The organism is Natronorubrum texcoconense, assembly GCF_900100335.1.
Classification (GTDB): Archaea; Halobacteriota; Halobacteria; order Halobacteriales; family Natrialbaceae; genus Natronorubrum; species Natronorubrum texcoconense.
In genome coordinates, this window is sequence record NZ_FNFE01000006.1 from 83,775 (window position 1) to 105,500 (window position 21,726).

Below are 21,726 nucleotides of genomic sequence, written 5' to 3' on the forward strand. Positions count from 1 at the left end.
CTAATACGTTAGCGACATTCCGCCTTCGTGCGTCATGTCGCCGCCGTTGAGGTGCGTACTGTGGGTCGAACAGCCGGTCACGAAGAGGTTGGCGACCTCGTACGGCTCCATCAGCTCTTTGACGCGGGTTCGCTCGAGCATCACGTTCTCGACGACTTCGTCGACGGTCATCCCGCGGCGGTCCGCAGTCGCCGGAAGCTGTCTGGCGACGAGCGCGGTCTTGACGTAGGCCGTACTGACGGAGAACGCGCGGACACGTCCGTCGCCCTCGGCGGCGATCGACTGCGTCAGCCCCCGGAGGCCGAACTTCGTCGTGTTGTAGGCGACTTTGTCGCGGGTGACGATGTGGCCGTGGACCGAACACATGTTCGCGACGACACCGCCGCCGTCCTCGTTGTCCCGGAAGTGTGGCAGACACGCCTTCGAGAGGACGAACGGCGCTCGCTGCATCACCGCTTGCATCGTGTCGTACTTCTCGAGGGGGAACGACTCGATCGGGGCGATGTGTTGAAGGCCGGCGATGTTCGCGAGGTACCGAATCGAACCGTGGTCGGCAGCCTCGTCGACGATCCGCTCGAGGTCCTCGTCGACGGTCAGATCGCCAACGATCGGGACGATCTCACCCGGTAGCGAGAGCTCCTCGGCCGTCGACCGGACGGCCTCCAGATCAGATTCGTTCAGGTCCGTGCCGGCGACGGTGAGCCCGTTCGCGGCGAACGCGAGTGCCGTCGCCCGACCGATGCCCGATCCGGCACCAGTCACGAGAGCGACGTTTTCGGGCGCGTAGTGGGGGTCGTCGAGCACGAGAAAGTCATCTGCAGTGGGCTCCGTCGGGCCGTACCGTTCCATCGCCTCGTCCACAGTCATGTCGGCCATACTCCCATGCGAGCGACTGCCAATAAAGGCCTATCGACCATCACGCGGTACGGGGGTGATGACGATTACAAAACAGCGCACTGACTTCGAGTGGCGACTAGCACTCGCGGCTCATCGGCTTCGACTGACCGGAAAGCCGACCCGATCCGGATGTTCGTTCATCCGCTCGAGAATGCGTTCGTAAAGGTCGTTGCGGACGCGCTGGCCTTCCCGGGGGTGAACGAGGTAGCGGAGTCGGAGATCGATCCAGGACTCCCCTTGGGCGACGTTGACCGACGGTCCGTCGCGGACCTCGAGTTCGACCGGCGTCTTCGCGAGGCGTTCTCGGTAGAGCGTGATCGCCCGTTGCATCTCCTCCCCCAGATAGTCGGTCGCCTCCTCGATCATCAGCGCGCGTGCGAACTCGAGATCGGTTTCGTAGGCCACCTGAACCGAAAGCTCGTTCCAGACGTGCGGGAACTCCTGGTAGGAGTAGTTGTGGACGTGCGAGGAGAGGACGACGCTGTTGGGGAGGGTGATCACGCGTCCCGAGGGCTGGTGGGAACTGACGAGTTCCCCGTTGATCTCCCACAGCGTCGTCACGAGGAAGTCGACCTCGACGACGTCGCCTTTCGAGCCCTCGATGGCGACGCGGTCGCCGACGCCGTAGGGCCGCTTGATCATGATGTAGAGCCAGCCGATCAGCGAGAAGAGCGGCTGTTGGAGGGCGAACGTAACGGCGAATCCGACGATGCCGAGCGAGAAGAAGACGCCGACGTACTGTTGGGTAAGCACGCCGAGGACGCCGACGATGCCGAGCACCATGAACGCCAGACGGATGATGTTCTTGAGGTCGTGTCGCCGCCGTTTGTTTGCCGTCTGCGTGAGCAGAAAGCCGACGACCAGCACGTAGCCGCCGAACGCCGCGAACCCGCCGCCGCGACCACGCGCAAGAAGCACTGTGTCGTGACCTGCTGGAACGTCTGTACAAGGAGGGTGTGGACACGGTGTATATCGGTGGCTTGACTGACGTGCTGGACACGCACTGGTCGGTCGAAACCAACGCCAAGACCCACAACTTCTGGGCGTTCAAGAAATTCACAAAACGGCTGGCGTGTACCGCCGAAGAATACGGTATCACGGTCGAGGTGCGGTCGGAAGCGTGGACCAGCCAAGAGTGCCCGCAGTGCGGCGGCACAGACCGCACCACACGCCATCAGGACACGCTCACCTGCCCGTGCGGGTTCGAGGGACACGCCGGACCTCACCGCGTCGGAAACGTTCTTGAGACGGCACGCAGAGCAGGCAGTCAGGCCGATGGCACGGCCCGTGTCCTCGGAAACCGAAGATTTCCGGGATGCCGAAAACGCGCAGCGTTTTCGAGCACGGTTCGAGTGGGACGACCATGATTGGTCGGGGATACCATACCCTCACGAAAGTCCCAAAGAACAGCGCACAGACCCGAGTACCGTCCACCGTGACGGGAATGTTGCCTCCGGGGAATCGGCATAGCCGAGACTCCCACGGAGGAAACCCCGGCGTTCATGCCGGGGAGGATGTCATTCGGTCCCCAACAGACTCTCTCGGACGGTTTCGGCGACCCCGGAGAGGTGAACCTGTCCGAAAGTCGCGACGAGGATCGCGCCGAGCGTGTTGAACATCATATCGCGGACGGTATCGTCCAGCCCGTGCTGGGACAGCGGCATCGCGATACCGGTCGACTCGGCGGCGAGGTCGAGTCCGAACTCGAACAGCTCCCAGATCACGCCGAAGGCCATCACGACGATCAAGATGAAGACGAACGCGAATCGGTGGGGAATGTGAATCTCGTCGCTGTGGAGGTCGACGGCGCGGACGGCCGTGTAGCCGATCCCGGCGACGAGTGATGCCGACATCGCGTGGGTGAGGTGGTCCCACCAGCCGATTCTGGCGTAGAGCCCGGCGGAACCCATCGTGTGCAAGAAGACGGCGAGCGTGATCCAGAGGCCCAGCCACGGATCCAGCGGGATATCGTAGTTTTTCTCCAGCAGTGCCGGGGCGAACGTGATGAGTAACGCGATAGCGCCGTTCACGATCGCCTTCGGCTGCGAGAAGAGGAAGCCGTAGGCGACGATCCCGACCAGTAACACCTGCATTCCGCGAGTGAGTTGCCGCTGGGTTCGCAGGGAGGGGCGCGGAAGGAGCGTCATCGGCGCACCACCTGCCGAAGTCGGCGGCGAAGATACCGGCCACGGCGTTTGAAGTACGCGTCGAAGAGGATTCCGGCAACCACTCCGGCGAGGGTAACCCAGACGAACTCACCCATCAGCGTCGCGTTTGCGGTGTCCTGTGACATCCCCGGTTCGGTCAGGAACGAGGTGCCCAGCTGTCGATCCATGTTCCATCGAACGATCGCCCACGCCGCACCTGACGCCATCGTCGTCATGACGACCAGCACGACCGTCGCCCAGTGTGTCAGTCGAAGGTCGCTGAAAGCGAACATATGGAGTTCGACGATGAGAAGCAATGCCAGCCCTGCGACCGAGAGATAGTACCCGAACGTCCCGAGTTCACCACCGAACAGTCCACGAATGAGAATCGGGAGCAGTGCCACCACGAGCAGTTCCCACGGCAACATCATCCGCCAGTCCCAGTAGGCGACGGGCGGGGCGAGAACGATGATCGCCGTCGCCGCGACGAATAGTATCCACAATCTGTCAAGATCGAGCACGCTTTCGAGGAAGACCAGACAGAGGATGCCGACGAGCACCCACGAAATGAGTGCGTTCGTCCGTCCGCTTCGGAACAGCCGCGCGAGAACGTCCTCCGGCTCGTCCGTCACGGGAGTTGCATTTTCAGTACCCTCACGTTGCATAGCGTGGTCAGTGTTACTCACGCCTCATAAACCCCACAGACGTCTTTGCGATCGTCTCGGCGAGCTGAACCGTTCACGTATCAGCGAACGGCCAAGTCCCATTCGCTGTCGTTCACGACGCAGTTCTACGTCCGGTATCGTTCCGGGACGTACCCCTCCAGCCGTTCAGGAACGTACCCGAACACGACCGGTGCGAGGGTCGCTAACCGCCGGCGAAGGCCGGCGTAGACGGCACCGACCACCAGCGCGACGGCGACAACAGCGCGAAACGGTCCCTCGAGGACGACGAGTAGTGGAACGGCGAGGGTCACCAGCAACGACAGATCCTCCGGCGCACCGTCGTATCGAACCCACCGCTTCGGTCGCCGCCAGCGTCCGCGAACGTGATCGTAGACCGCGCGTTCGGAGGTTCCCTCCCACGGGCGGAGCTCGAGGCCGCCGCCGAACCGGTCTGCGTGGCAGTGAACGGCTGCTCCGACGACGATGAATGCCACGCCGACACTCCCGGTCGTTGGAGCGACCACTGCGACGAGCGCCAGCGGAAGTGCGAGGAGTGTGTAGATCGTCGGATAGTGGAGCGTCCGGCGATGGCCGGCGTACAGATCCAAGTCCGGAACGAGACTCCCGACGAGGGCCCCCGTGAGCGCGGCTGGCGCAATATCGGGCGACAGGACCAGGAGTGGCGCCGCTATCGCCAGTCCGATCACCGCGTGGGTTGGTAACATCATCGGTTCGGTGAGCCTCTCTGGGCGGAACGACGTAACGGCTGCAGATGAGTTCTTCGACACCCGATAATCTGCGGATCTGTCCGTACAGTGAGGTGCAGGGGTCCAAAACGGCCCAGTTCGACGTGCGTATCGCATCGATTCGTTGCTCGCCCGCTCCGTTTTCGCTCCCGTGGCGAACCAACCTCGACCGCGATCCCGAGTGTATCGATCGACTGGTCCGCGACGGCGAGCGAGAGGCCAGGTCGTTCCTCGAGACGATCTGGCGCGTGGCGGTCGCCACCAACGTCCGTTCGAGGAGCTACGCACCGGGACGCCGACTTCACCGGCCCAACTCGAGGGCGTTCGCAGACGTCCACGTGGGCTCTCGGGTCCCGATCGAAGAGCAGTGTTACGAGCGGTCCGTCGTAACGCCTTTCGTCTCACCGCCAAAACATGCAGAGAAGATGTCCCTGCGGAGGAGGGTCTACCAATGTATGTACTAATCGTCGGCGCAGGTCAGGTCGGGAAGATGATCGCCTCGAACCTCCAAGACTCACACGACGTCGCCGTCGTCGAACGTGACTCGGAGATCGCCGAGGAGATCAGCTACTCCTACGACGTGCTCTCGGTGCAGGGCGACGGGACCGAACTCGAGACCCTTCGGGAAGCCGGTCTCGAGCGAGCGGATCTGATCGTCGCGTGTACCGACAGCGACGAGACGAACATCGTCGTCTGCGGCACGGCCAAGAGCGTGAGCGAGACGTTCACGATCGCTCGCGTTCGCCGTCGCACGCTGTTGAACACCTGGGAGGGATCGGCGGGCGCGTTCGGTGTCGACTTCATGGTCTGTACCGACCTGCTGGTCGCCCAGACGATCTTCCGGATCTCCGGCTTCCCGCAGGCCCAGGACGTCGAGATGTTCGCCGGCGGGCTCGTCAGGATGGCCGAGTTCGATATCGGCTCGGACAGCCCGCTCGTCGGCCAACGCGTCGAGGAGGCGGATCAGTACGATTCGATGACGTTCGCCGGCGTCTTCCGGGACGACGAGATGATCGTCGCCCGCGGTGAGACCGTCTTCAGTGCGGGCGACCGGATCGTCGTTATCGGCAGCCCCAATTCGGTCAAGGAGTTCGCGATGGCGACCGTCACCGACACGACCTCGAGTACGGACGACGTGGTCATCGTCGGCGGCAGCGAGATCGGCTTTCAGACCGCCCGCGAGTTCGAGGCCCACGGGTTCGAGCCGCGACTGGTCGAACGGGATCACGATCGCGCTCGCGAAATCGCCGAAGCCCTCCCCAAGACGTTCGTTATGGAGAGCGACGCAACCGATACGGAGTTTCTCGCCCGCGAGCACATCGACGAGGCCGATATCGTGATCGCCGCCCTCGACAGCGACGAGAAGAACCTGCTCGTCTCCCTCCTCGCTCGCCGGGTCGGCGTCGATCGAACCGTCGCTGTCATCGAGAACACCGAGTACGGCGACCTCTTCGAGACCGTCGGGATCGACGTCGCGATCAATCCCCGCGAGGAGACGGCCGAGGAGATCGTCCGCTTCACTCGCACCGATCAGACCGAGAAGATCGCCATGCTCGAGCACGACCGCGCCGAGGTCATCGAGGTCGAACTCGGATCGGGGAGCGCGTTGATCGGTCGTCAGATCGCGGATTCGATGGCCGAACTTCCCGAGTGCGTCGTTATCGGGGCGATCTCACGCGGCGGCGAACTCATTACCCCGCGCGGGACGACGGTTCCGGAGGCGGGCGACCACGTCGTGCTGTTCGTCGACGCGACGGTACTCGACGAGGTTTCGGCGGTGTTGTGATGGCGTCGATCGCCGAAACCCGTCGCCACCGACGAGGATCGTCTCGATTCGATGGCCAGCGAGACGCGATCAAAAGGGAGCATCCTTCAATCCCGCTGCCGTACGGGTCGCTATGAGTATTCGTCTCGACGAAGTGAACAGACGGATCATCCACGCGTTGATGGGGGACGCGCGAAACACGTCCGCGCCGACGATCGCCGACGAAGTCGGCGTCTCCCCGGCGACGATCCGGAACCGGATCGCCCAACTCGAGGACGCCGGGATCATCCGCGGCTATCACGCGAACGTCGATTTCGACGCCGCCGCCGAAATGTTGCGCACGCTCTACGTGGGGACGGCCCCCATCGAGGAGCGGGCGCGAATCGCCCAGCAGGCCCGAACGATCACGGGCGTCGTCAACGTCCGGGAGTTCGTCGCCGGACAGGAGAACCTGCACGTGCTCGCCGTCGGGGACGACGTCGAGGCGATGAACGACGTCGCTCGAGAACTCACTTCCCTCGGGATCGCCATCGAGGACGAAAAGGTCGTGCGGACGGAGCAGTTTCAGGCCTATCACCCCTTCGGGCCGGCCGAAACACACCAGCAGTTCTCCGACTACATCAGTCTCGCGGGAGGGAACAAAGTCGTCGAACTCACCGTCGACGACGACGCACCGATCGCCGGCATGACCTTAGAGCGCGCCGCGCGCGAGGGGGTTCTCGAGGACGGCGTGCTCGTCGTCTCCATCGAACGCGACGACGCCGTCCTGACGCCGCGGGGTGACAGCAAGATTCGAGCCGGCGACATCCTGACGGTCCTCTCTCGAGGCGGCTTTACCGAGCGTATGTTCGAAATTTTCGAAGCCGGATCGAACGAGCGGTAGCTCGCAGAGAGCGACCGACTCGAGCGTCGTCAGGTTAAAATTACACGGCTGAGCCGCCAGCCGTTCGAACGCGCGCCGAGTGGGAGTGCGGGTGGATCTCAGTTGTCCCGTCGACCGAACAGTCGGTCCCACAGCGACCGTTTCGTCGGACGCTCGGCCAGCAGGACCGAACACTCGACCTCGTTGACGACGCTGTACGCCAGCGAACCGCCGATGAGCCGCGAGAGCAGTCCGCGCTCGGTCGCGCCGATGATGACCATCGTGTGATCGCGAGCCGCCGTGGCGATCGCGTCCTCGACGTCGCCGCTGGTATCGATACGGATCGTCGCGTCCTCGAGGCCGCGGTCTGCCGCCCACTCGGTCAGGAACGCTTCCCCGTCGTCCTTCTCGCCCTCGTCGACGACGTTCAACAGCGTGATCTCGGAGCCGAGCTGATCGCGCATGTAGCGGGCCATCTCGGCGCTGAGATCGGAGTCCGGACCGCCGGCGGTCGGCACGAGCACGCGGTCGGTCTCGAGCCCTCGGTCGTTCAGGACGAGGAAGTCACACGGCAGATTGTGCGTGAGTTCGTCGAGCGGCCGTTCCGCGCGGCCGGCGGTCCACGGACGACCGGGACCCCAGCCCATGACGACGGTATCGGCGTTCTCGCGGCGAGCCACGTTGAACACCTCTTCGAATGAGCGGTGGGAGACGACCGTCCGGATGTCGACGGGAACGTCGAGCGTTTCCGTACTCTCGCGAACCTGGGTCATCAGCCGCTCGGATTCTTCGTCGATACGACGAATGTGTTCGGAGCCTTCCCGTAGCGGCGTCTGGTCGGGCACTTCGACGATGTGAACCGCCTTTACCCGTCCGTCGTTGGCCTTTGCAACCACGCTCGCCAGCGAGAGCAGTTGGGACTCAGTACGGGGGTTCGAGACCGGGACGACGACGGTGTAGTCGTCGTTCTTCGCCGGCTTGGCGGCTTCCACAGCGGTGACGGCGGCGTCCGGCATCTCGTCGGACCGCGAGAGAACGTAGTCGCTCAGGATCCCTTCCCGGTCGGTCTTCGTTCGGGCGTACGTGAAGTACCACGCGATCGCAAAGACGACGAAGACCACGCTGATCGCGGTTGCGAGCGGATCCATGAAGTAGATCAACGCGAGCGAGAGGACGAAGCCGGCGATCGGCGTCAACGGGTAGAACGGGACCTCGAAGTCGGGATCGTACTCCGGCGGATTCGTCTCGCGGAAGACGATCAGCGAGGCGTTGATCAGCGCGTAGACGACCAGATGGAGGACGCTCGCCGCACTCGAGAGGATCGCGACGGTCTCCCCGAGAGCGACGATAAAGACGATGATCATCCCGCCGGTGACGGCGATCGACCGATACGGCGTCGCGTATTTGGGGTGGATCTCGTTGAGCTTCGGGGTGACGATCTTGTCCCGGCCCATCGCGAAGTTGATTCGGGCCGAGGCGAGGATCGAGGCGTTCGCACTCGAGGCAGTCGCGAGCAGCGCCGCGAGCGTGATCGACGTCACGCCGGCGCCGAGAATCGGAATGTCGAAGCCGACGACCGCGAACTGGTAGTCGAAGACGATCTCGGCGGCGTAGGTCATCGGCGCGTTCTCGACGGTCTCGAGGAAGAACTCCTCGTGTGGAATCAGTCCCATCAGAAGGCCGACGAGGATCGTGTAGATGACCATCACGATCCCGACGCTGCCGATGATCGCGATCGGGAGGTTTCGCCCCGGGTTCTTCAGTTCCTCGCCGATCGTCGCGATCTTCGCGTAGCCCAGATAGGAAACGAACACGAGCGCCGCACCGGGGAGGATCGCTCCCGCTCCCTCGGGCGTGTAGCTCCCGTCGGCGGTGACGGTCCCCCAGTCGAACGAGAAGAAACCGACGATAGCGAAGATCGTCAGCAGGCCGAGCAGGAGCGTGACGATGGCGGTCTGGATGCCGCCGGTCTCCTTTGCGCCCATGTAGTTGACCCCGACGAACACGATTCCGGCGAGTACCGCGCCGATCTGAATGTCGCTGAGGACGAGCGGTCCGAGCACAATTGTCGGGAGGAGAGCGAGTTCCCCGACACCGGGGATCGGGACGACGACCCCATCGAGCAGATCGGCGAGATAGCCGCCGAAGCCGATACAGTAGAACGCGCTCGCGAAGGCGAGACCGATCCAGTCACCCATCCCCGAGATCGAGCCGAACAGCGGTCCGAGCGCCCGATTGATGTAGTAGTACGCGCCGCCGGCTTTCGGCATCGCGGTCCCGAGTTCGCTCACCGAGAACGCGTTTATCATGGCGATCATCCCACCGATAATAAACGAGATGACGACCGCCGGGCCGGCTTCCTGTGCGGCGATACCGGGCAGGACGAAGATTCCCGCACCGACCATCGTTCCGATTCCGATCGCGAGCGCAGAGATCAGGCCGAGGTCCTTCGCGAGTTCCTCGTCGCCACCGCTCATCGTCGGTGCCTCCGTCTCGAGCGACTGTCGAATACCAGTACAAGTGACATAGGTAGGTTCGGAGCGTGATCGCTACTCCTGGTATACTGACCGATGAATCGTCGGCCCTTAGTATTTCGCTTTCCGGATTCCAGAGGTGAAATAGTGGCGAAACCCGAATATAGATCGTTACTATTATCGGATCCGGATCCCACTCACTCGGTTCTGTCGGTGGGATCCGGCGTCGCCGGCTCCGGCGTGACACCGGTTTCGTCCGTCGTCTCGTCGCGCCGGGTGCCGAAAATTCGCTCTCGAGTCGTCCGTTTGTGACGTTTCTCGGCGAGCAACACCGAGCAGTCGACGTCCTCGAGGACGTCGAGGATGAGCGAGCCACGGGCGAGTCGCGAGAGGACGCCCTTCTCCGTCGCACCGATAATCAGTAGGGATGCGTCCGATGCAGCCTCGGCGATCCGCGTCTGGACATCCCCAGTCTCGACCGTACACCTCGCGTCTTCGAGCCCGCGCTCAGCGGCCCATTCTTCGAGGAACTGACGGCCTCGTTCGCGGTCGTCGGCGACGTGCAACAGCGTGACGCTCGCGTCGAACTGGTCTTGCAGTGCACGCGCGATGGCGGCTGCGAGATCCGAGTCGGGACCGCCGGCGGTCGGAAGCAGGATCCGGGACGGATCGAAACCGCGGTCGCGGAAGACGAGGAAGTCACACGGCAGCGACCGCGCGAGTTCGTCGAATCTGGTTTCGACGCGACCCGGCGAACCGTGTGAATCCGGCCCCCAGCCCATCACGCAGCTGTCGACACCGTACCGTTTCGCGGCGTCGAACACCTCCTCGATGCCCCGGTGGGAGAGCACTACGTGTGTTTCCACGTCGACGCCGTACGTCTCGGCGTTGGCTCGCGCCTGCTCGAGCAGGTGCGAGGCCGCTTCGTGGTCCTTCTGTTTGCGGGCGGCACGTAGCGACGTCTGGTCGGGCACCTGCTCGATGTTGACAGCGACGACCGTCCCGTCGTTCTGGGCGGCGATGGCCGAACCGAGCGTGATGAGATGCTTTTCGTGAGCGGGGTTCGCGAGCGGGACCATCACTCGGTAGTCACCACCCTCGGGCTTTACGGTCGTGGTTGCGGATATCGCCGCGTTCGGAAGCTCTTCCGAGCGCTCGAGGACGTAGTCGGCCAGAACGCCCGGCGATTCGATCTCCGAACGGGCGTAGCCGAGATACCAGACGACGCCGAAGATGACGAATCCGAGCGAGAGCAGGATGACGATCGGCTCGATGAACGCGATCAGGGCGAACGAGAATACCGCACCGAGGATCGGGGTGATGGGATAAAGTGGAACGGTAAAATCGGGATCATACCCCTCCGGTTCGGCCTCGCGGAAAACGATCAACGCGAGGTTCAACAGTCCGTAAACGATGAGGTGGAGAACGCTTCCCGCGCTCGCGAGCAGCTCGAGGTTTCCGAACGCGATAAAGATGAGGATGAACGCGCCGGTAATCCCGATCGCCCGGTACGGTGTCGCATAACGCGGATGGATCTCGTTGATCTTCGGCGAGATCAGTTTGTCCCGTCCCATCGCGAAGTTGATCCGAGAGGATGCGAGGATCGACGCATTCGCCGACGAGGCGGTCGCGAGCAGTCCGCCGAGCAACAGCGCTATTGCACCGACGGGACCGATCAACATCTCGGCGACGTCGACGACGGCGGTTTCGTTGTTGGCGACCACGTCGGTTTCGACGGCCGCGAGCACCGCCAGGAGAATTAGCGCGTACATCACGGTGACAATCACGACGCTGCCGATCACGGCCCGGGGAAGGTTCTTTCCCGGCTCCTGAATCTCTTCGGCGACGGACGTAATCTGAACGAAGCCGAGGTAGGAGACGAACACCAGCCCCGTCACCGGAAGCAGGGGCGCCCAGCCGAAGGGATCGATCGGTCGAAGCGTCTCCAGATTTGCGTTGAGCAGCCCGAACAGGGTGAACACTGCCAGAATCCCCATGAGAGTGATGACAATGACGTTCTGTAGCTTCCCCGTCTCCTTCGCGCCGACGTAGTTGACCCCGATGAAGAACGCCCCACCGACCAGTCCGATCAACTGGGCGGGCTCGAGACCGACGGGGCCGAGCGACACTGACGAGATGCTCACGAACTGATGGACGTACTCACCGAAACCGTACATGTAGAACGCCGAAGCGAACGCGAGCCCCATCCAGTTGCCCCAGCCGGCGATCGAGCCGAACAGTGGCCCGAGCCCCTGATTCACGTAGTAGTACGCACCGCCGGAAACGGGCATCGCCGTTCCGAGTTCGGACGCCGAGAGTGCCGTCAACAACGCGATTCCGCCGCCGATGACGAACGCCAGCGCCGCCAGCGGCCCGAGTTCTGCGACCGCCGGTCCGGGAAGGACGAAAATACCCGCACCGATCATGGTCCCGACGCCGATCGTTAGCGCTGCGAGCGGACCGAGGTCTTTGGCGAGTTCTTCGTCGCCTCCGCTCATCGTTTCCTCCTCGTCGCCAGTCCGTCGGAAATCGACAGTGTGTGGTGTATCATGCTGTGGTTACGACCGCCGGAATCGGTACGCCGAATAGCCACCCCGAGACGATATTCGAGTTCGGTGGGGACGCTCTCGAATCGAGAGCCCCGTCTGAATGGAGAGCATCCCGGATATAGTGACCGAAGAAGGACTTTGCCCTTAATAGGTTCGTTTGCCGGCCGAAATCGGCTGTCGTCGATTTTCCGTCCCTCTCGAGCGCACAGGAGAACTCAACGGCGTCGATCAGACCCCGAACGTCGCCCGGAGCATGTCACGGGTGCCGGGTCCGAGGCCGACGGCGACGACGGTGATCATCATCAGGATGGCAAACCGCGGGCTCTCCTCGAAGATTTCCTCGTTGAAGATCCAGATGATGAAGACCGGCGCGGCGAGTTTCAGGAGTGCGAACGGCCAGGCCTCACCGATGACTTCGGTGATGCCCGCGGGGACGACCGATCCGGTGTAGGTAACGATCGCGTCGTTGACCGGATGTTTCGGGCTGTAGCCGAGCCCCCAGACGTGCGACCAGTCGAGCATCAACTGGTTGGCGAAGCCGTCGACCGCGTGGGCCCAGATGATCACGATTCCCATCGTTCCGGTCCCCGCATTCAATCCGGGTGCGAAGCGCTGAATTCCCCACCAGACGAGCGCAGTCGAGACGGTCGCCGCCGTGAGCACGATCGCCGCGATCGACGGGTAGAACGTCGAGTACGGCTGCGTTGCGGCGAGATAGCCGAGCCAACCGAGTGTCACGGCGAGCACAACCGCTCCGACGCCGAACAGCGGGTACTCGTAGCCCGAGACGTAGTCGTTTCGCTCGAGCCAGACGGAGGCGACCACGGCGATGAACGCGATGAGGGCCACCGTGAAGTAGATCAGCGGGCTGATCAGGAAGCCCGACCACGGAAGTTGGATCGCGAGTTCGCCCGTATCGCGGTAGGCGGCGACGTTCGCGTCCTCGACGGTTCGCAGCGCGCCGCCGAACAGCATGAACGGGAACAGCGCGAAAAAGCCCGCCCGGTAACGGTCGATATCGAGACGCCGAATCGCGAACAGGATTCCGATCGCCATCAGGATCAGCGTCGGAATGTAGCCGGCGTAGGAGACGGCGGTGTAGCCGGGCGAGGCGAACGGCCCGTCGTCGGGACCGGCGTCGTTCGCGTTGATCTGTTCGCCGCCGGCCCAGGCGACCTCGCCCCAGCCGTAGGCGTCGGCCACCACTGGTCCCCAGTAGTACTGCCAGATGAAATCGACGTACACCCGCTGGGGAAAGAGGAGGGCAGCGATGGCGATACCGCCGAAGAGGAGGACGACGGTCGCGGCCCAGACTTTCTCGGCCCCGTACCGTTCGATGTACTCGTCCATAATCGATACCCGTGGGGGCGAGCGCTTACCGCTTCCGATTTCCTGCAGGTTCTGACAGTCGATCCTCGGTGACCGTCACGTCGTCTCACCGTCGATCTCGAGCGCCGAAGCGCGGAGTTCGTCGTGAATCTCCCCGTTCGAAGCCACCAGCCCGTGGCTGTCGTGTCGCCAGCGATTGCCTTCGAGGTCGGTGACGGTTCCCCCGGCCTCGCGAACCAGGTGAACCCCGGCGACGGTATCCCACGAGTTGGCTCGCAGGTTGGTCACGGTCCCATCGAGCGACCCCGAGGCGACCATCGCGAGCTCGAGCTGGGCGCAGCCGAACCGGCGCATGTCCCCGAATCGCTCGACGATCGCGCGTGTCGCTGCAGCGTACTGGTCGCGTTGGTCGTAGTCCCACCAGAAGGTCGGACAAGCGGTCGCCGCCTCGGGATCGCTCACGTCGCTGACCGAGAGCGGCTCGTCGTTGCGAACCGCCTCGTCGGGACCGGACCGGTACGTATCGGACAGCGCGGGACAGACGACTGCGGCACCGACCGGTTCGCCGTCGCGGACGGCGGCGACGGCCGTCGCGAACGCCCGGTTCTCGTTGACGTAGTTGTTCGTCCCGTCGATGGGGTCGACGATCCAGGCCGGGCCGTCTTCGGGGACCGCTTTCAGCGCGTCTTCCTCCTCGCCGACGACTGGATCGGTCGGAAACTCCTCTTCGAGAACCTCGATCACCCGCTGCTGGGCGTCTCGGTCGACCTGCGTGACGACGTCGGTCTTCCCGTCCTTGCGTTCGATCTCGAGATCGGTCCGAAACGACGCCGCGGCGACGTCTGCGCCGGCGGCAGCCGCGCGGTGTGCGACGCTCGCTCGACGAGCGTCCTGTTCGCGTTCGCTCATTGTAACCTATCTCTCGAGCGGAGTAAAAAGAGGTCGCAATGTGACACGCCGAGTACCGACGAGCAGTGTCAGCAGACATCAGGCGTCTGTCGCCGCGGAATGGGGTGATAACTGAGTGGGAGGCTCCGTCACTTTCGTTTCGAAACAGTCTTTTCACGGCTTCCGAAACGTCCGCCGTGAACGAGGATCGCGTACAGTTCTGGTCGCTCTACCTCACCCGATTCTCGGAAGGGTTCGGCTTCATTACGCTGATCACGCTGCTGCCGTACTATATCAACGCGCTCGATCCGTCCGGCACGACGGTCCTCGGGCTAACGATCAGCGCGGGGCTCATCGTCGGACTGTACACGACCGGCTTCACCTTCGCCCAGACGGTCGCCATCGTCCCCCTCGCCTGGGCCGGCGACCGGTTCGACAAACGCCTCGTCCTGCTGGTCGTTCTCGGGATCGGTATCTTCGTCTACGGCCTGTTTCCGATCGTCGACTCGAGCGCGTCGTTCATCGCGATTCGGGCGCTACAGGGAGTCGCCGTCACCGGCGCCGGGCTGATGACGCTCTCGCTCGTCGGCCAACTCGCGGACGGCGGCACCCGGGCGAACTACATCGGGAAGGCCAACGCCGCGAGTTTCGCCGCGTCGATCGTCGGCAGCCTCAGCGCGGGGGCGCTCTACGAGGCGTTCGGGTTCGGACCCATCTTCGCGATTATCGTCTGTATCATGTTCGTCGCGTGGCTCGGCACGTTTCGGTACCTCGAGACGGACGAGACCCGCGTTCACGGCTTTCCGTTCACCGACCTCGCGCTCAACCGGAAGCTCATCACGCTCTCGACGTTCCGGGTCCAGTACGCGTTTTCGGTCACCCTCGTTCGAACGTGGATTCCGATCTACGCCGGCGTCGCGGCCGCACAGGGCGGGCTGGCCTACGGCGGGCTCGCCGTCTCGCTCACCGTCGTCGCCGAGAAGTTCACCAACATGTGCTGTCAGCCCTTTACCGGACGGCTCTCGGACGGCTACGGCCGAGCGATGTTCGTCTTCGCCGGCGGCGCGGCGTACGGGCTGGTCGCGCTGCTCGTCCCCTTCTCGCCGGCGATCGGTTCGGCGCTCGGATTATCCTCCGAGATAGCCGTCGGCGTTCCGGCGATCCTCGCCGGCGCGACGCTTCCCGCATTCCTGCCGCTCGAGACGATCCCCGCTCAGCTCACGCTGTTCAGCGACGTTTCCGCGGCGTTTCTGCCGCTGGTCGCCATCGCCGGTCTGTTGGGCATCGCCGACAGCTTCCGCGAACCCGCGAGCATGGCGTTGTTCGCGGACGAGGGCACCGACGAGGGCGGCGTCGCCTCGAGTTTCGGCATCCGAGAACTCGTCTGGCGGCCGGGCAGCGTCATCGCGCCCCTCCTTGGCGGCTGGCTCATGTACGAGGTGAGCATGGCGTCCGTGTTCTACGTCGGCGGCGCGTTCGCGCTGACCGGCGTCGCGACGTTCCTCGTGATTCTCGTCTGGGCCCACGGCCGGCGGGCGCTGCTCGAGTGGTGAGACCGCGGAGAAGGCACTACTCCGTCCGGAGGAACCGATCGTCGTGATCGGGTTCGTCCTCCCTGAGGAAAAAGAGCGCGAGCGATCGGGCCGGCGCGTCGGCGAACCGATCCGGAACCGTTCGAAGTTCGTCGTCCCAGCCGATCTCGCCCTCTCGAACCGCGAGCGTCACGATCAGCTCTTCGGGTTCGGTCTCGGTTTCGAGCGACGACTGGAGGTCTCGCCACGACGCGACCGAGGCGAACTCGGCGGGGATATCGATCTTGACGAGGTCGAAGAGCGTCCGGTACTGCTGAACGTTCTGCTCGAAGACGGAGACGGAGATTCCCGCATCGAGAACGTCCGCCAGCTGTTTCACGTTGTAGATTGCCTCGTAGAACCCTTCGTGATGGTCCGTCTGGCGCGGGACCACGACGTGCAATCGGTCTATCGCGGACAGTGGATCGCCGATCCGTGCCAGGTAAACCGGGAGGGGCGTCCGGGAGAGAACTCGATCGATCGTCCGTCCATCCGACGCGTCGAGGACGGGACGGGTCCCGTCCCAGCCCATTACGAGCAGATCGGCGTCGGTTTCGCGGGCCATCCGAACGATCGATTCGGCGACGTCGTCGTCTCGACTCGTCCCGGTCTGCACGGCGGTCGTTCTGTCGCGACCCACTTCGGCGAGTTCGTCGTGAAACGCGGCGATCTCGTCGGCAGCAGTGTCACCGTTCGGATCGTCGCGCGTATCGGAGCGAACGGTAAAGAGGTGGATCGGCTCGTCGCCGTACCGATGTTTGATCGAACACGCGAGGTCGAACAGTCGATCCGGGTTCGCCTGATCGGCGATGACCGGAAGGAGAATTCGGGGATCGATCGCTCTGGCGTCATCGACGTCCTCGGTATCGAAGAGCGGTAACTGGGGAGACGGCGGGCTGAATCCCCCCTCTCGAGTCTCGTCCGTCGACGTCGTCGACCGACGTCGCTTGATTCCGACTCCAGCCAGCACCAGGAGTAGTCCGGCCACGAGCACGCTCGAGACGACGGTCAGGGCGAAGGTCGTCATCTCACCACACCCGACGCTGGTGACGGCGGGTCGCAGTATCGGGTCGCTGTACGCCACCGTGGACCGACGCGTCCGAGACTCGTGAGCCTCTCACTGATCGATAACACCTGTTCGACACTGTCTGCTAGAAGACTATAACTATATTCACACACAACTCTCGACTCTCGAAAAGAACGCTCTGGGAATCGATCTCCAATAGTCTCCATACTCAAATTCTTATTTAGAATAATCGAATACATACGGTCATTTGAATTGATTGCGACTGATTAGCGACGGTGCTCCTCGAGACCCACACCGTTCACAGAAGTTTGCGAGGGCAAGACGCTCCGTCTTGCCGCACTATTTTGTAGTGCGAGGGGAGGGAATCGAACCCACGAACCCCTACGGGAGCGGATCTTGAGTCCGCCGCCGTTGGCCGCTTGGCTACCCTCGCACGCAGTATCAGGTTTCGCCCTCACGCGGTTAAATCGTCCGATTCGTGCTCGGGTCGCTGCTCGCTCGAGTCGACGAACCGGCCGAGCCGACCTGTAAACGCTTAGGGGGCCGCACCCGAACGCTCGAGTGTGAGCGAAAATCGCGTCGTTCAGGGACGGATGGTCACGGGCAAGAAACTCGCGGAACTGATCGAGGACGGGTCGGTGATGGAGGCCGAACCGATCGAGGACGCCGATCGAGAGTGTCCCGACTGCGGCGGGGACGTCCTGAAAGTCGGCTACATGCCCTCGGTCACGGAGTTTATCACCGGCTGGAAGTGCCAGGACTGCGACTGGAGCGAGACGGATCGGGACTGATTCTCGCGCCCGAAAGTTGTTATATCGTTGACTGGGTTGTATCGATATATGGCCGACGTCGTGCTGCTCAAACAGCGTGTCGAACCGGCGAAAACAGATCAACTCCGCGAATGGATGGCGGAGATTCGATCGCGTCGAGACGAAGCCGTCGAAACCCTCCAGAACGAGGGGATGTACACAGAGGCGACCTTTATCGAGTCCAGGGCGGACGGAACGTATCTTCTGACGTTTCTAGAGGTTGAAGATATCGACCACGCGTTCGAGGCGTATGAATCGTCCACCCACGAACTCGATCGAGAGCATCGGGAGGTGCTGGACGAAGTGCTTGCGGACGACCAGCCGGAGCAGAATATCGAACTGCTGTACCAGATGACAAATCCCGAGCGGCCGTAGTCTCTCGACACCGACACGGGGCCGTCTTTCTTTTCCAGGATTGGAGGTCAGGCGTAGGCCCTCCAGTTCTCGCACTCGTGGTAGCCGTCGGCTATGTCATCATCACCTCGGTTGGGCTGATCGTACTGGTGAGATGGGGCCGAACGGCGTAGCGATACTCACCTGGCTCAGAGCACGCCAAGCCACTCGACGAGCACGACGACCATCGCCAGAAACACGTGCTCGCCGTCGACGACGAAGCCGTAGTACAGCGGGCCGCGCTCGGTCGTGGCGAACGGGATGTAGCCCGCGACGTAGCCGTTCATCGCGAGCAGTGTGAGAAACTCGAGCGAGAGATCCGTCCCGAAGACGAGGGCGACGACGACTGCGGCCACGACGACGTTTGCGGCCTGGGAGTAGCGCCGCGTCGCCGCCGTTCCGAGCGTGTTCGGAACGGTCGCGATCCCTTCCTCCCGGTCGCCCGGGATGTCCTTGACGTCGAAGATCACCGCCGCGATGGTGATCATCGCGATCACGTAGCCCGCGACGACGAGGATCTCGAGCGTCCAGAGCTGTTCGTAGTAGTAGCCGACGCCGAGCGGGATCAGCCCCCAGGCGAATCCGACGAAGACGTTCTTCACGAGGAAAACTCGCTTGATCCCGCCGACCGAGTAAAGGAGGGCGACGACGAGGGGAAGCAGCAGGTAGATCGCCCCCGGAAGCCCCTCCAGCACGGCGATTGCGATGGCGACGACGTAACAGCCGACGCCGAGCGCGAGCAGGAGCGTTCCGTAGCGTTTCGTAAACGAGGCGCGGTCCGGAACGTTCGCTTCGTCCTCCTCGAGGTCCGTGAATCGGTTGACGGTGTAGACGAACAGCGTGGCAGCGAAGACGATAAAGAGGGGCAACGCCTCGAGCGGGAGGTCGGCGAGGAGCACCGTGGTGACGACGACGCTCATCGTGGCCAACGAGATGAAGAGGTTGCTGTGGACCAACAGCCGGAGTGTCCGCTGGAGCGACGCGACCCACCGCCGTCCGCCGCGGGACGCAATCGGGGTGGTCACGTCAGTTCGGCCTCCAGCGTGCGGTGACGGTGACGAACATAGGTTCGAGTGAACGCCTCCCGGTCGCGACCAGTTCGCGTCTGCGGCTGGTCGTCCCGACCGGTCCGTGTAGGGTTCAGTTGTGGTCGGCCGGAGACAAACGCTTCGGTCGCCTCGAGTGCGGTCGTCGCGACCGAGTCCCGAGACGAGGGATGGCGGGGAAGGTTGACAATCCCACACTGATAGCGTCGAAAACGGCTCGAGTTCGAACGTGCGAACGTATTTCACCCCACCATAGTTGAAAAAACACATAACGTTCGGAGATGAGAGAACGATGCAAGCGCAGTGTCACGATGAAGTTGATGGGCGTCGATAGATTCCGGTCGCGAGTGGAAACTAACAGGATTTAAGCAAGGTCGGAACGGCCGTTCGAATGGCTATGAAACTACACGAGTATCAGGCGAAGCAGGTCTTCGCCGACGCTGGGATTCCGACGCCAGCGTCTCAACTCGCCTCCGACGTCGACGGCGCTGTTGCCGCGGCCGAGGAGATCGGGTATCCAGTCGCGATCAAAGCACAGGTACAGGTCGGTGGCCGCGGGAAGGCCGGCGGGATCAAACTCGTCGACGACGAGGAGGAAGCCCGCGAGGCAGCGGACGAGATTCTGGGGATGGATCTCAAGGGCTACCACGTCGGCAGCGTCCTCGTCGAGGAGGCGGTCGACTTCACCAACGAACTCTACGTGGGGATCACGATGGACCGCGGCGAGGGCAAACCCGTCGCGATGGTCTCGACGAAGGGCGGCGTCGATATCGAGCAGGTCGCCGAGGACGACCCCGACGCCATCGCGCGCGAACACATCGACCCCGCCTTCGGGATGCACCCCTACCAGGCCCGCAAGGCAGTGTACGACGCCGGCGTCGATCAGGCGATCGCCCGCGACGTCTCGAGCGTCCTCACCACGCTCTACCAGCTCTGGGACGATCGCGACGGCGCCGACGCCGAGATCAACCCGCTGATGGTCACCGCGGACGACGAAGTCATCGCGGCCGACGCCGTGATGAACATCGACGAAGACGCGCTCTTCCGCCAGCCCGAGTTGGCGGAGATGGAAGCGGAGGCCGCAAGCACCGGCGACGAACTCGAGCAGAAGGCCGACGAGTACGGCTTCGACTACGTCCGTCTCGATGGCAACGTCGGGATCATCGGTAACGGTGCCGGGCTCGTCATGACCACGCTCGACCTCGTCGACCACTACGGCGGCGAGCCGGCGAACTTCCTGGACGTCGGTGGCGGCGCGAAAGCCGAGCGAATCGCGAACGCGCTCGACATGGTGTTCTCCGACGACAACGTCGACAGCGTCGTCTTCAACATCTTCGGCGGGATCACCCGCGGCGACGAGGTCGCCAAGGGGATCAACGAAGCGCTCGAGCAGTTCGACGAGATTCCCAAGCCGGTCGTCGTCCGCCTCGCGGGGACGAACTGGGAGGAAGGCATGGAGATTCTGAACGAGGACCTCGTGACGGTCGAACAGACCCTCGAGTCCGCGGTCCAACGTGCTGTCGAGTACGCTGGGGAGGTGAACGACCAATGAGTGTACTAGTCGACGAGGACACGCGCGTCGTGGTACAGGGCATCACCGGCGGGGAGGGCAAGTTCCACGCCGAACAGATGATGGAGTACGGCACGAACGTCGTCGCCGGCGCAGTCCCCGGCAAAGGCGGTCAGGAGGCCGCCGGCGTCCCCGTCTACGACACGGTCCACGAGGCCGTCGAAGAGGAGAACGCCGACACCTCGGTCATTTTCGTTCCGCCGGCGTTCGCCGGCGACGCCGTCTTCGAATCGCTCGACTCGGATCTCGACCTCGCGGTCGCGATTACCGAAGGTATCCCGACCCAGGACATGGCTCGAGTCAACAAGCGGCTCTCCGAGACGGACACTCGTCTCATCGGGCCGAACTGTCCCGGTCTCATCACGCCCGGCGAGGCCAAACTCGGCATTCTCCCCGGAAACATCTTCTCGGAGGGGAACGTCGGTCTCGTCTCCCGCTCGGGAACGCTGACCTACCAGGTCGTCGACAGCCTGACCAACCGCGGCATCGGTCAGACGACCGCCATCGGTATCGGTGGCGACCCGATCATCGGCACGGACTTCGTCGACGCCCTCGAACTGTTCGAGGACGATCCCGAGACCGAGGCCATCGTCATGTGCGGTGAAATCGGTGGCGAGGACGAGGAGGAGGCCGCCGCGTTCATCGACGACTACGTCGATACGCCGGTCGCCGGCTTCATCGCCGGCCGTACCGCGCCGCCGGGCAAGCGAATGGGCCACGCCGGTGCGATCGTCTCCGGTTCCGGCACCGGTACCGCAGAGAGCAAGATCAACGCGCTCAACGACGCCGGCGTCCCCGTTGGCGACACCCCCGAAGAGGTCGCCGACCACATCGAAGGCTTCCTCGGATAGCCTCGAGTCGGGACATCCGCAGCTCTCCATTTTTGGCGGTCGAGTCGGTTTCGGTGCGAAGATTCAGGTGTAAAACGGGATCTATCGGTTCGTGACGATCGTGCGAACGTTTGTTATGCGGTAGGGATACTAGTCGA

General features: G+C 63.3%; 18 protein-coding genes, 1 tRNA gene and 1 pseudogene. 8 read left to right on the top strand and 12 right to left on the bottom strand.

Translation table 11 applies throughout. The annotated features are described in order from the left end of the window. Together BLT08_RS16965 and BLT08_RS16970 are read right to left on the bottom strand one after the other, a co-directional pair. Window positions 1-867 carry an SDR family NAD(P)-dependent oxidoreductase gene (locus BLT08_RS16965; RefSeq protein WP_090310769.1) on the bottom strand — a complete coding sequence of 289 codons (867 nt, stop codon included), beginning with the start codon at window positions 865-867 and terminating at the stop codon, window positions 1-3. A 120-nt stretch (window positions 868-987) separates the two neighbouring features. Beyond that, window positions 988-1,815: a mechanosensitive ion channel family protein gene (locus tag BLT08_RS16970; RefSeq protein WP_090310316.1), complete on the bottom strand. Its 828-nt coding sequence runs from the start codon at window positions 1,813-1,815 to the stop codon at window positions 988-990. Between BLT08_RS16970 and BLT08_RS16975 the strand changes: the two are divergent. Then, a pseudogene (locus tag BLT08_RS16975) lies at window positions 1,782-2,367 on the top strand (zinc ribbon domain-containing protein); the annotation flags it as partial. The gene BLT08_RS16970 and the pseudogene BLT08_RS16975 overlap by 34 nt on opposite strands. Window positions 2,368-2,414: 47 nt before the next feature. Here the strand turns inward: BLT08_RS16975 and BLT08_RS16980 are convergent. The 3 genes from BLT08_RS16980 to BLT08_RS16990 all read right to left on the bottom strand — a co-directional run bounded on the left by BLT08_RS16980 (window position 2,415) and on the right by BLT08_RS16990 (window position 4,437). Continuing rightward, a complete protein-coding gene (locus tag BLT08_RS16980) occupies window positions 2,415-3,044 on the bottom strand; it encodes a DUF2238 domain-containing protein (protein WP_175529361.1) in 630 nt (209 codons plus the stop codon). Further along, window positions 3,041-3,709, bottom strand: a complete 669-nt coding sequence (locus BLT08_RS16985; RefSeq protein WP_090310318.1) for a hypothetical protein — start codon at window positions 3,707-3,709, stop codon at window positions 3,041-3,043. Before BLT08_RS16985 ends, BLT08_RS16980 begins: the two co-directional genes overlap by 4 nt. A gap of 125 nt (window positions 3,710-3,834) precedes the next feature. Beyond that, a complete protein-coding gene (locus tag BLT08_RS16990; RefSeq protein WP_090310320.1) occupies window positions 3,835-4,437 on the bottom strand; it encodes a metal-dependent hydrolase in 603 nt (200 codons plus the stop codon). Window positions 4,438-4,906: 469 nt separating this feature from the next. Between BLT08_RS16990 and trkA the strand changes: the two genes are divergently transcribed. Both trkA and BLT08_RS17005 read left to right on the top strand, forming a co-directional pair. Continuing rightward, a complete protein-coding gene (trkA, locus tag BLT08_RS17000; RefSeq protein WP_090310324.1) occupies window positions 4,907-6,241 on the top strand; it encodes a Trk system potassium transporter TrkA in 1,335 nt (444 codons plus the stop codon). Window positions 6,242-6,353: 112 nt separating this feature from the next. Beyond that, a complete protein-coding gene (locus tag BLT08_RS17005; RefSeq protein ID WP_090310326.1) occupies window positions 6,354-7,103 on the top strand; it encodes an Lrp/AsnC family transcriptional regulator in 750 nt (249 codons plus the stop codon). A gap of 98 nt (window positions 7,104-7,201) precedes the next feature. Here the strand turns inward: BLT08_RS17005 and BLT08_RS17010 are convergent, their stop codons facing one another. From BLT08_RS17010 to BLT08_RS17025, 4 genes are all read right to left on the bottom strand, one after another. Then, window positions 7,202-9,559: an amino acid permease gene (locus BLT08_RS17010; RefSeq protein ID WP_090310328.1), complete on the bottom strand. Its 2,358-nt coding sequence runs from the start codon at window positions 9,557-9,559 to the stop codon at window positions 7,202-7,204. 194 nt (window positions 9,560-9,753) lie between these two features. Then, window positions 9,754-12,054: an amino acid permease gene (locus tag BLT08_RS17015; protein ID WP_090310330.1), complete on the bottom strand. Its 2,301-nt coding sequence runs from the start codon at window positions 12,052-12,054 to the stop codon at window positions 9,754-9,756. Window positions 12,055-12,333: 279 nt separating this feature from the next. Then, entirely contained in the window at window positions 12,334-13,455 is a 1,122-nt protein-coding gene (locus BLT08_RS17020) for a DUF63 family protein (RefSeq protein WP_090310332.1), read from the bottom strand. Window positions 13,456-13,530: 75 nt separating this feature from the next. Next, complete coding sequence (locus BLT08_RS17025; RefSeq protein WP_090310335.1) at window positions 13,531-14,343, bottom strand: inositol monophosphatase family protein; 813 nt, start codon at window positions 14,341-14,343, stop codon at window positions 13,531-13,533. Window positions 14,344-14,519: 176 nt separating this feature from the next. On the opposite strand from BLT08_RS17025, the gene BLT08_RS17030 reads away from it, so the two are divergent. Beyond that, the gene (locus BLT08_RS17030; RefSeq protein WP_090310337.1) at window positions 14,520-15,875 is read left to right on the top strand and encodes an MFS transporter; all 1,356 of its coding nucleotides are present in this window, start codon (window positions 14,520-14,522) and stop codon (window positions 15,873-15,875) included. A 16-nt stretch (window positions 15,876-15,891) separates the two neighbouring features. Here BLT08_RS17030 and BLT08_RS17035 read toward each other — a convergent pair whose 3' ends face one another. Together BLT08_RS17035 and BLT08_RS17040 are read right to left on the bottom strand one after the other, a co-directional pair. Beyond that, on the bottom strand, window positions 15,892-16,920 hold the full coding sequence (locus BLT08_RS17035) for a universal stress protein (protein ID WP_245724262.1): 1,029 nt from the start codon (window positions 16,918-16,920) through the stop codon (window positions 15,892-15,894). A 350-nt stretch (window positions 16,921-17,270) separates the two neighbouring features. Next, a tRNA-Leu gene (locus BLT08_RS17040) sits at window positions 17,271-17,353 on the bottom strand. Window positions 17,354-17,483: 130 nt separating this feature from the next. Here BLT08_RS17040 and BLT08_RS17045 point away from each other — a divergent pair. Both BLT08_RS17045 and BLT08_RS17050 read left to right on the top strand, forming a co-directional pair. Beyond that, the gene (locus BLT08_RS17045; RefSeq protein ID WP_090310341.1) at window positions 17,484-17,711 is read left to right on the top strand and encodes a DUF5795 family protein; all 228 of its coding nucleotides are present in this window, start codon (window positions 17,484-17,486) and stop codon (window positions 17,709-17,711) included. Between the two features lie 48 nt (window positions 17,712-17,759). After that, window positions 17,760-18,104: a DUF6176 family protein gene (locus tag BLT08_RS17050; RefSeq protein WP_090310343.1), complete on the top strand. Its 345-nt coding sequence runs from the start codon at window positions 17,760-17,762 to the stop codon at window positions 18,102-18,104. Between the two features lie 167 nt (window positions 18,105-18,271). Here the strand turns inward: BLT08_RS17050 and BLT08_RS17055 are convergent, their stop codons facing one another. Continuing rightward, window positions 18,272-19,147 carry a UbiA family prenyltransferase gene (locus BLT08_RS17055; RefSeq protein WP_090310345.1) on the bottom strand — a complete coding sequence of 292 codons (876 nt, stop codon included), beginning with the start codon at window positions 19,145-19,147 and terminating at the stop codon, window positions 18,272-18,274. Window positions 19,148-19,565: 418 nt separating this feature from the next. Here BLT08_RS17055 and sucC point away from each other — a divergent pair, with 418 nt between their 5' ends. Together sucC and sucD are read left to right on the top strand one after the other, a co-directional pair. Beyond that, window positions 19,566-20,720, top strand: a complete 1,155-nt coding sequence (gene sucC, locus BLT08_RS17060) for an ADP-forming succinate--CoA ligase subunit beta (protein ID WP_090310347.1) — start codon at window positions 19,566-19,568, stop codon at window positions 20,718-20,720. Further along, window positions 20,717-21,589 (top strand): succinate--CoA ligase subunit alpha, encoded by an 873-nt coding sequence (gene sucD, locus BLT08_RS17065; RefSeq protein WP_090310349.1) that lies wholly within the window; start codon window positions 20,717-20,719, stop codon window positions 21,587-21,589. Before sucC ends, sucD begins: the two co-directional genes overlap by 4 nt. The last annotated feature ends 137 nt before the right edge of the window (window positions 21,590-21,726 follow it).

Coding starts and splice junctions, on each gene's coding strand:
- BLT08_RS17015 (WP_090310330.1), bottom strand. CDS start 12,054: ATGAGCGGAGGCGACGAAGAACTCGCCAAAGACCTCGGTCCGCTCGCA.
- BLT08_RS16990 (WP_090310320.1), bottom strand. CDS start 4,437: ATGATGTTACCAACCCACGCGGTGATCGGACTGGCGATAGCGGCGCCA.
- sucC (WP_090310347.1), top strand. CDS start 19,566: ATGAAACTACACGAGTATCAGGCGAAGCAGGTCTTCGCCGACGCTGGG.
- BLT08_RS17050 (WP_090310343.1), top strand. CDS start 17,760: ATGGCCGACGTCGTGCTGCTCAAACAGCGTGTCGAACCGGCGAAAACA.
- BLT08_RS17025 (WP_090310335.1), bottom strand. CDS start 14,343: ATGAGCGAACGCGAACAGGACGCTCGTCGAGCGAGCGTCGCACACCGC.
- sucD (WP_090310349.1), top strand. CDS start 20,717: ATGAGTGTACTAGTCGACGAGGACACGCGCGTCGTGGTACAGGGCATC.
- BLT08_RS17035 (WP_245724262.1), bottom strand. CDS start 16,920: ATGACGACCTTCGCCCTGACCGTCGTCTCGAGCGTGCTCGTGGCCGGA.
- BLT08_RS16965 (WP_090310769.1), bottom strand. CDS start 867: ATGACTGTGGACGAGGCGATGGAACGGTACGGCCCGACGGAGCCCACT.
- BLT08_RS17010 (WP_090310328.1), bottom strand. CDS start 9,559: ATGAGCGGTGGCGACGAGGAACTCGCGAAGGACCTCGGCCTGATCTCT.
- BLT08_RS17020 (WP_090310332.1), bottom strand. CDS start 13,455: ATGGACGAGTACATCGAACGGTACGGGGCCGAGAAAGTCTGGGCCGCG.
- BLT08_RS17005 (WP_090310326.1), top strand. CDS start 6,354: ATGAGTATTCGTCTCGACGAAGTGAACAGACGGATCATCCACGCGTTG.
- BLT08_RS16980 (WP_175529361.1), bottom strand. CDS start 3,044: ATGACGCTCCTTCCGCGCCCCTCCCTGCGAACCCAGCGGCAACTCACT.
- BLT08_RS16985 (WP_090310318.1), bottom strand. CDS start 3,709: ATGCAACGTGAGGGTACTGAAAATGCAACTCCCGTGACGGACGAGCCG.
- trkA (WP_090310324.1), top strand. CDS start 4,907: ATGTATGTACTAATCGTCGGCGCAGGTCAGGTCGGGAAGATGATCGCC.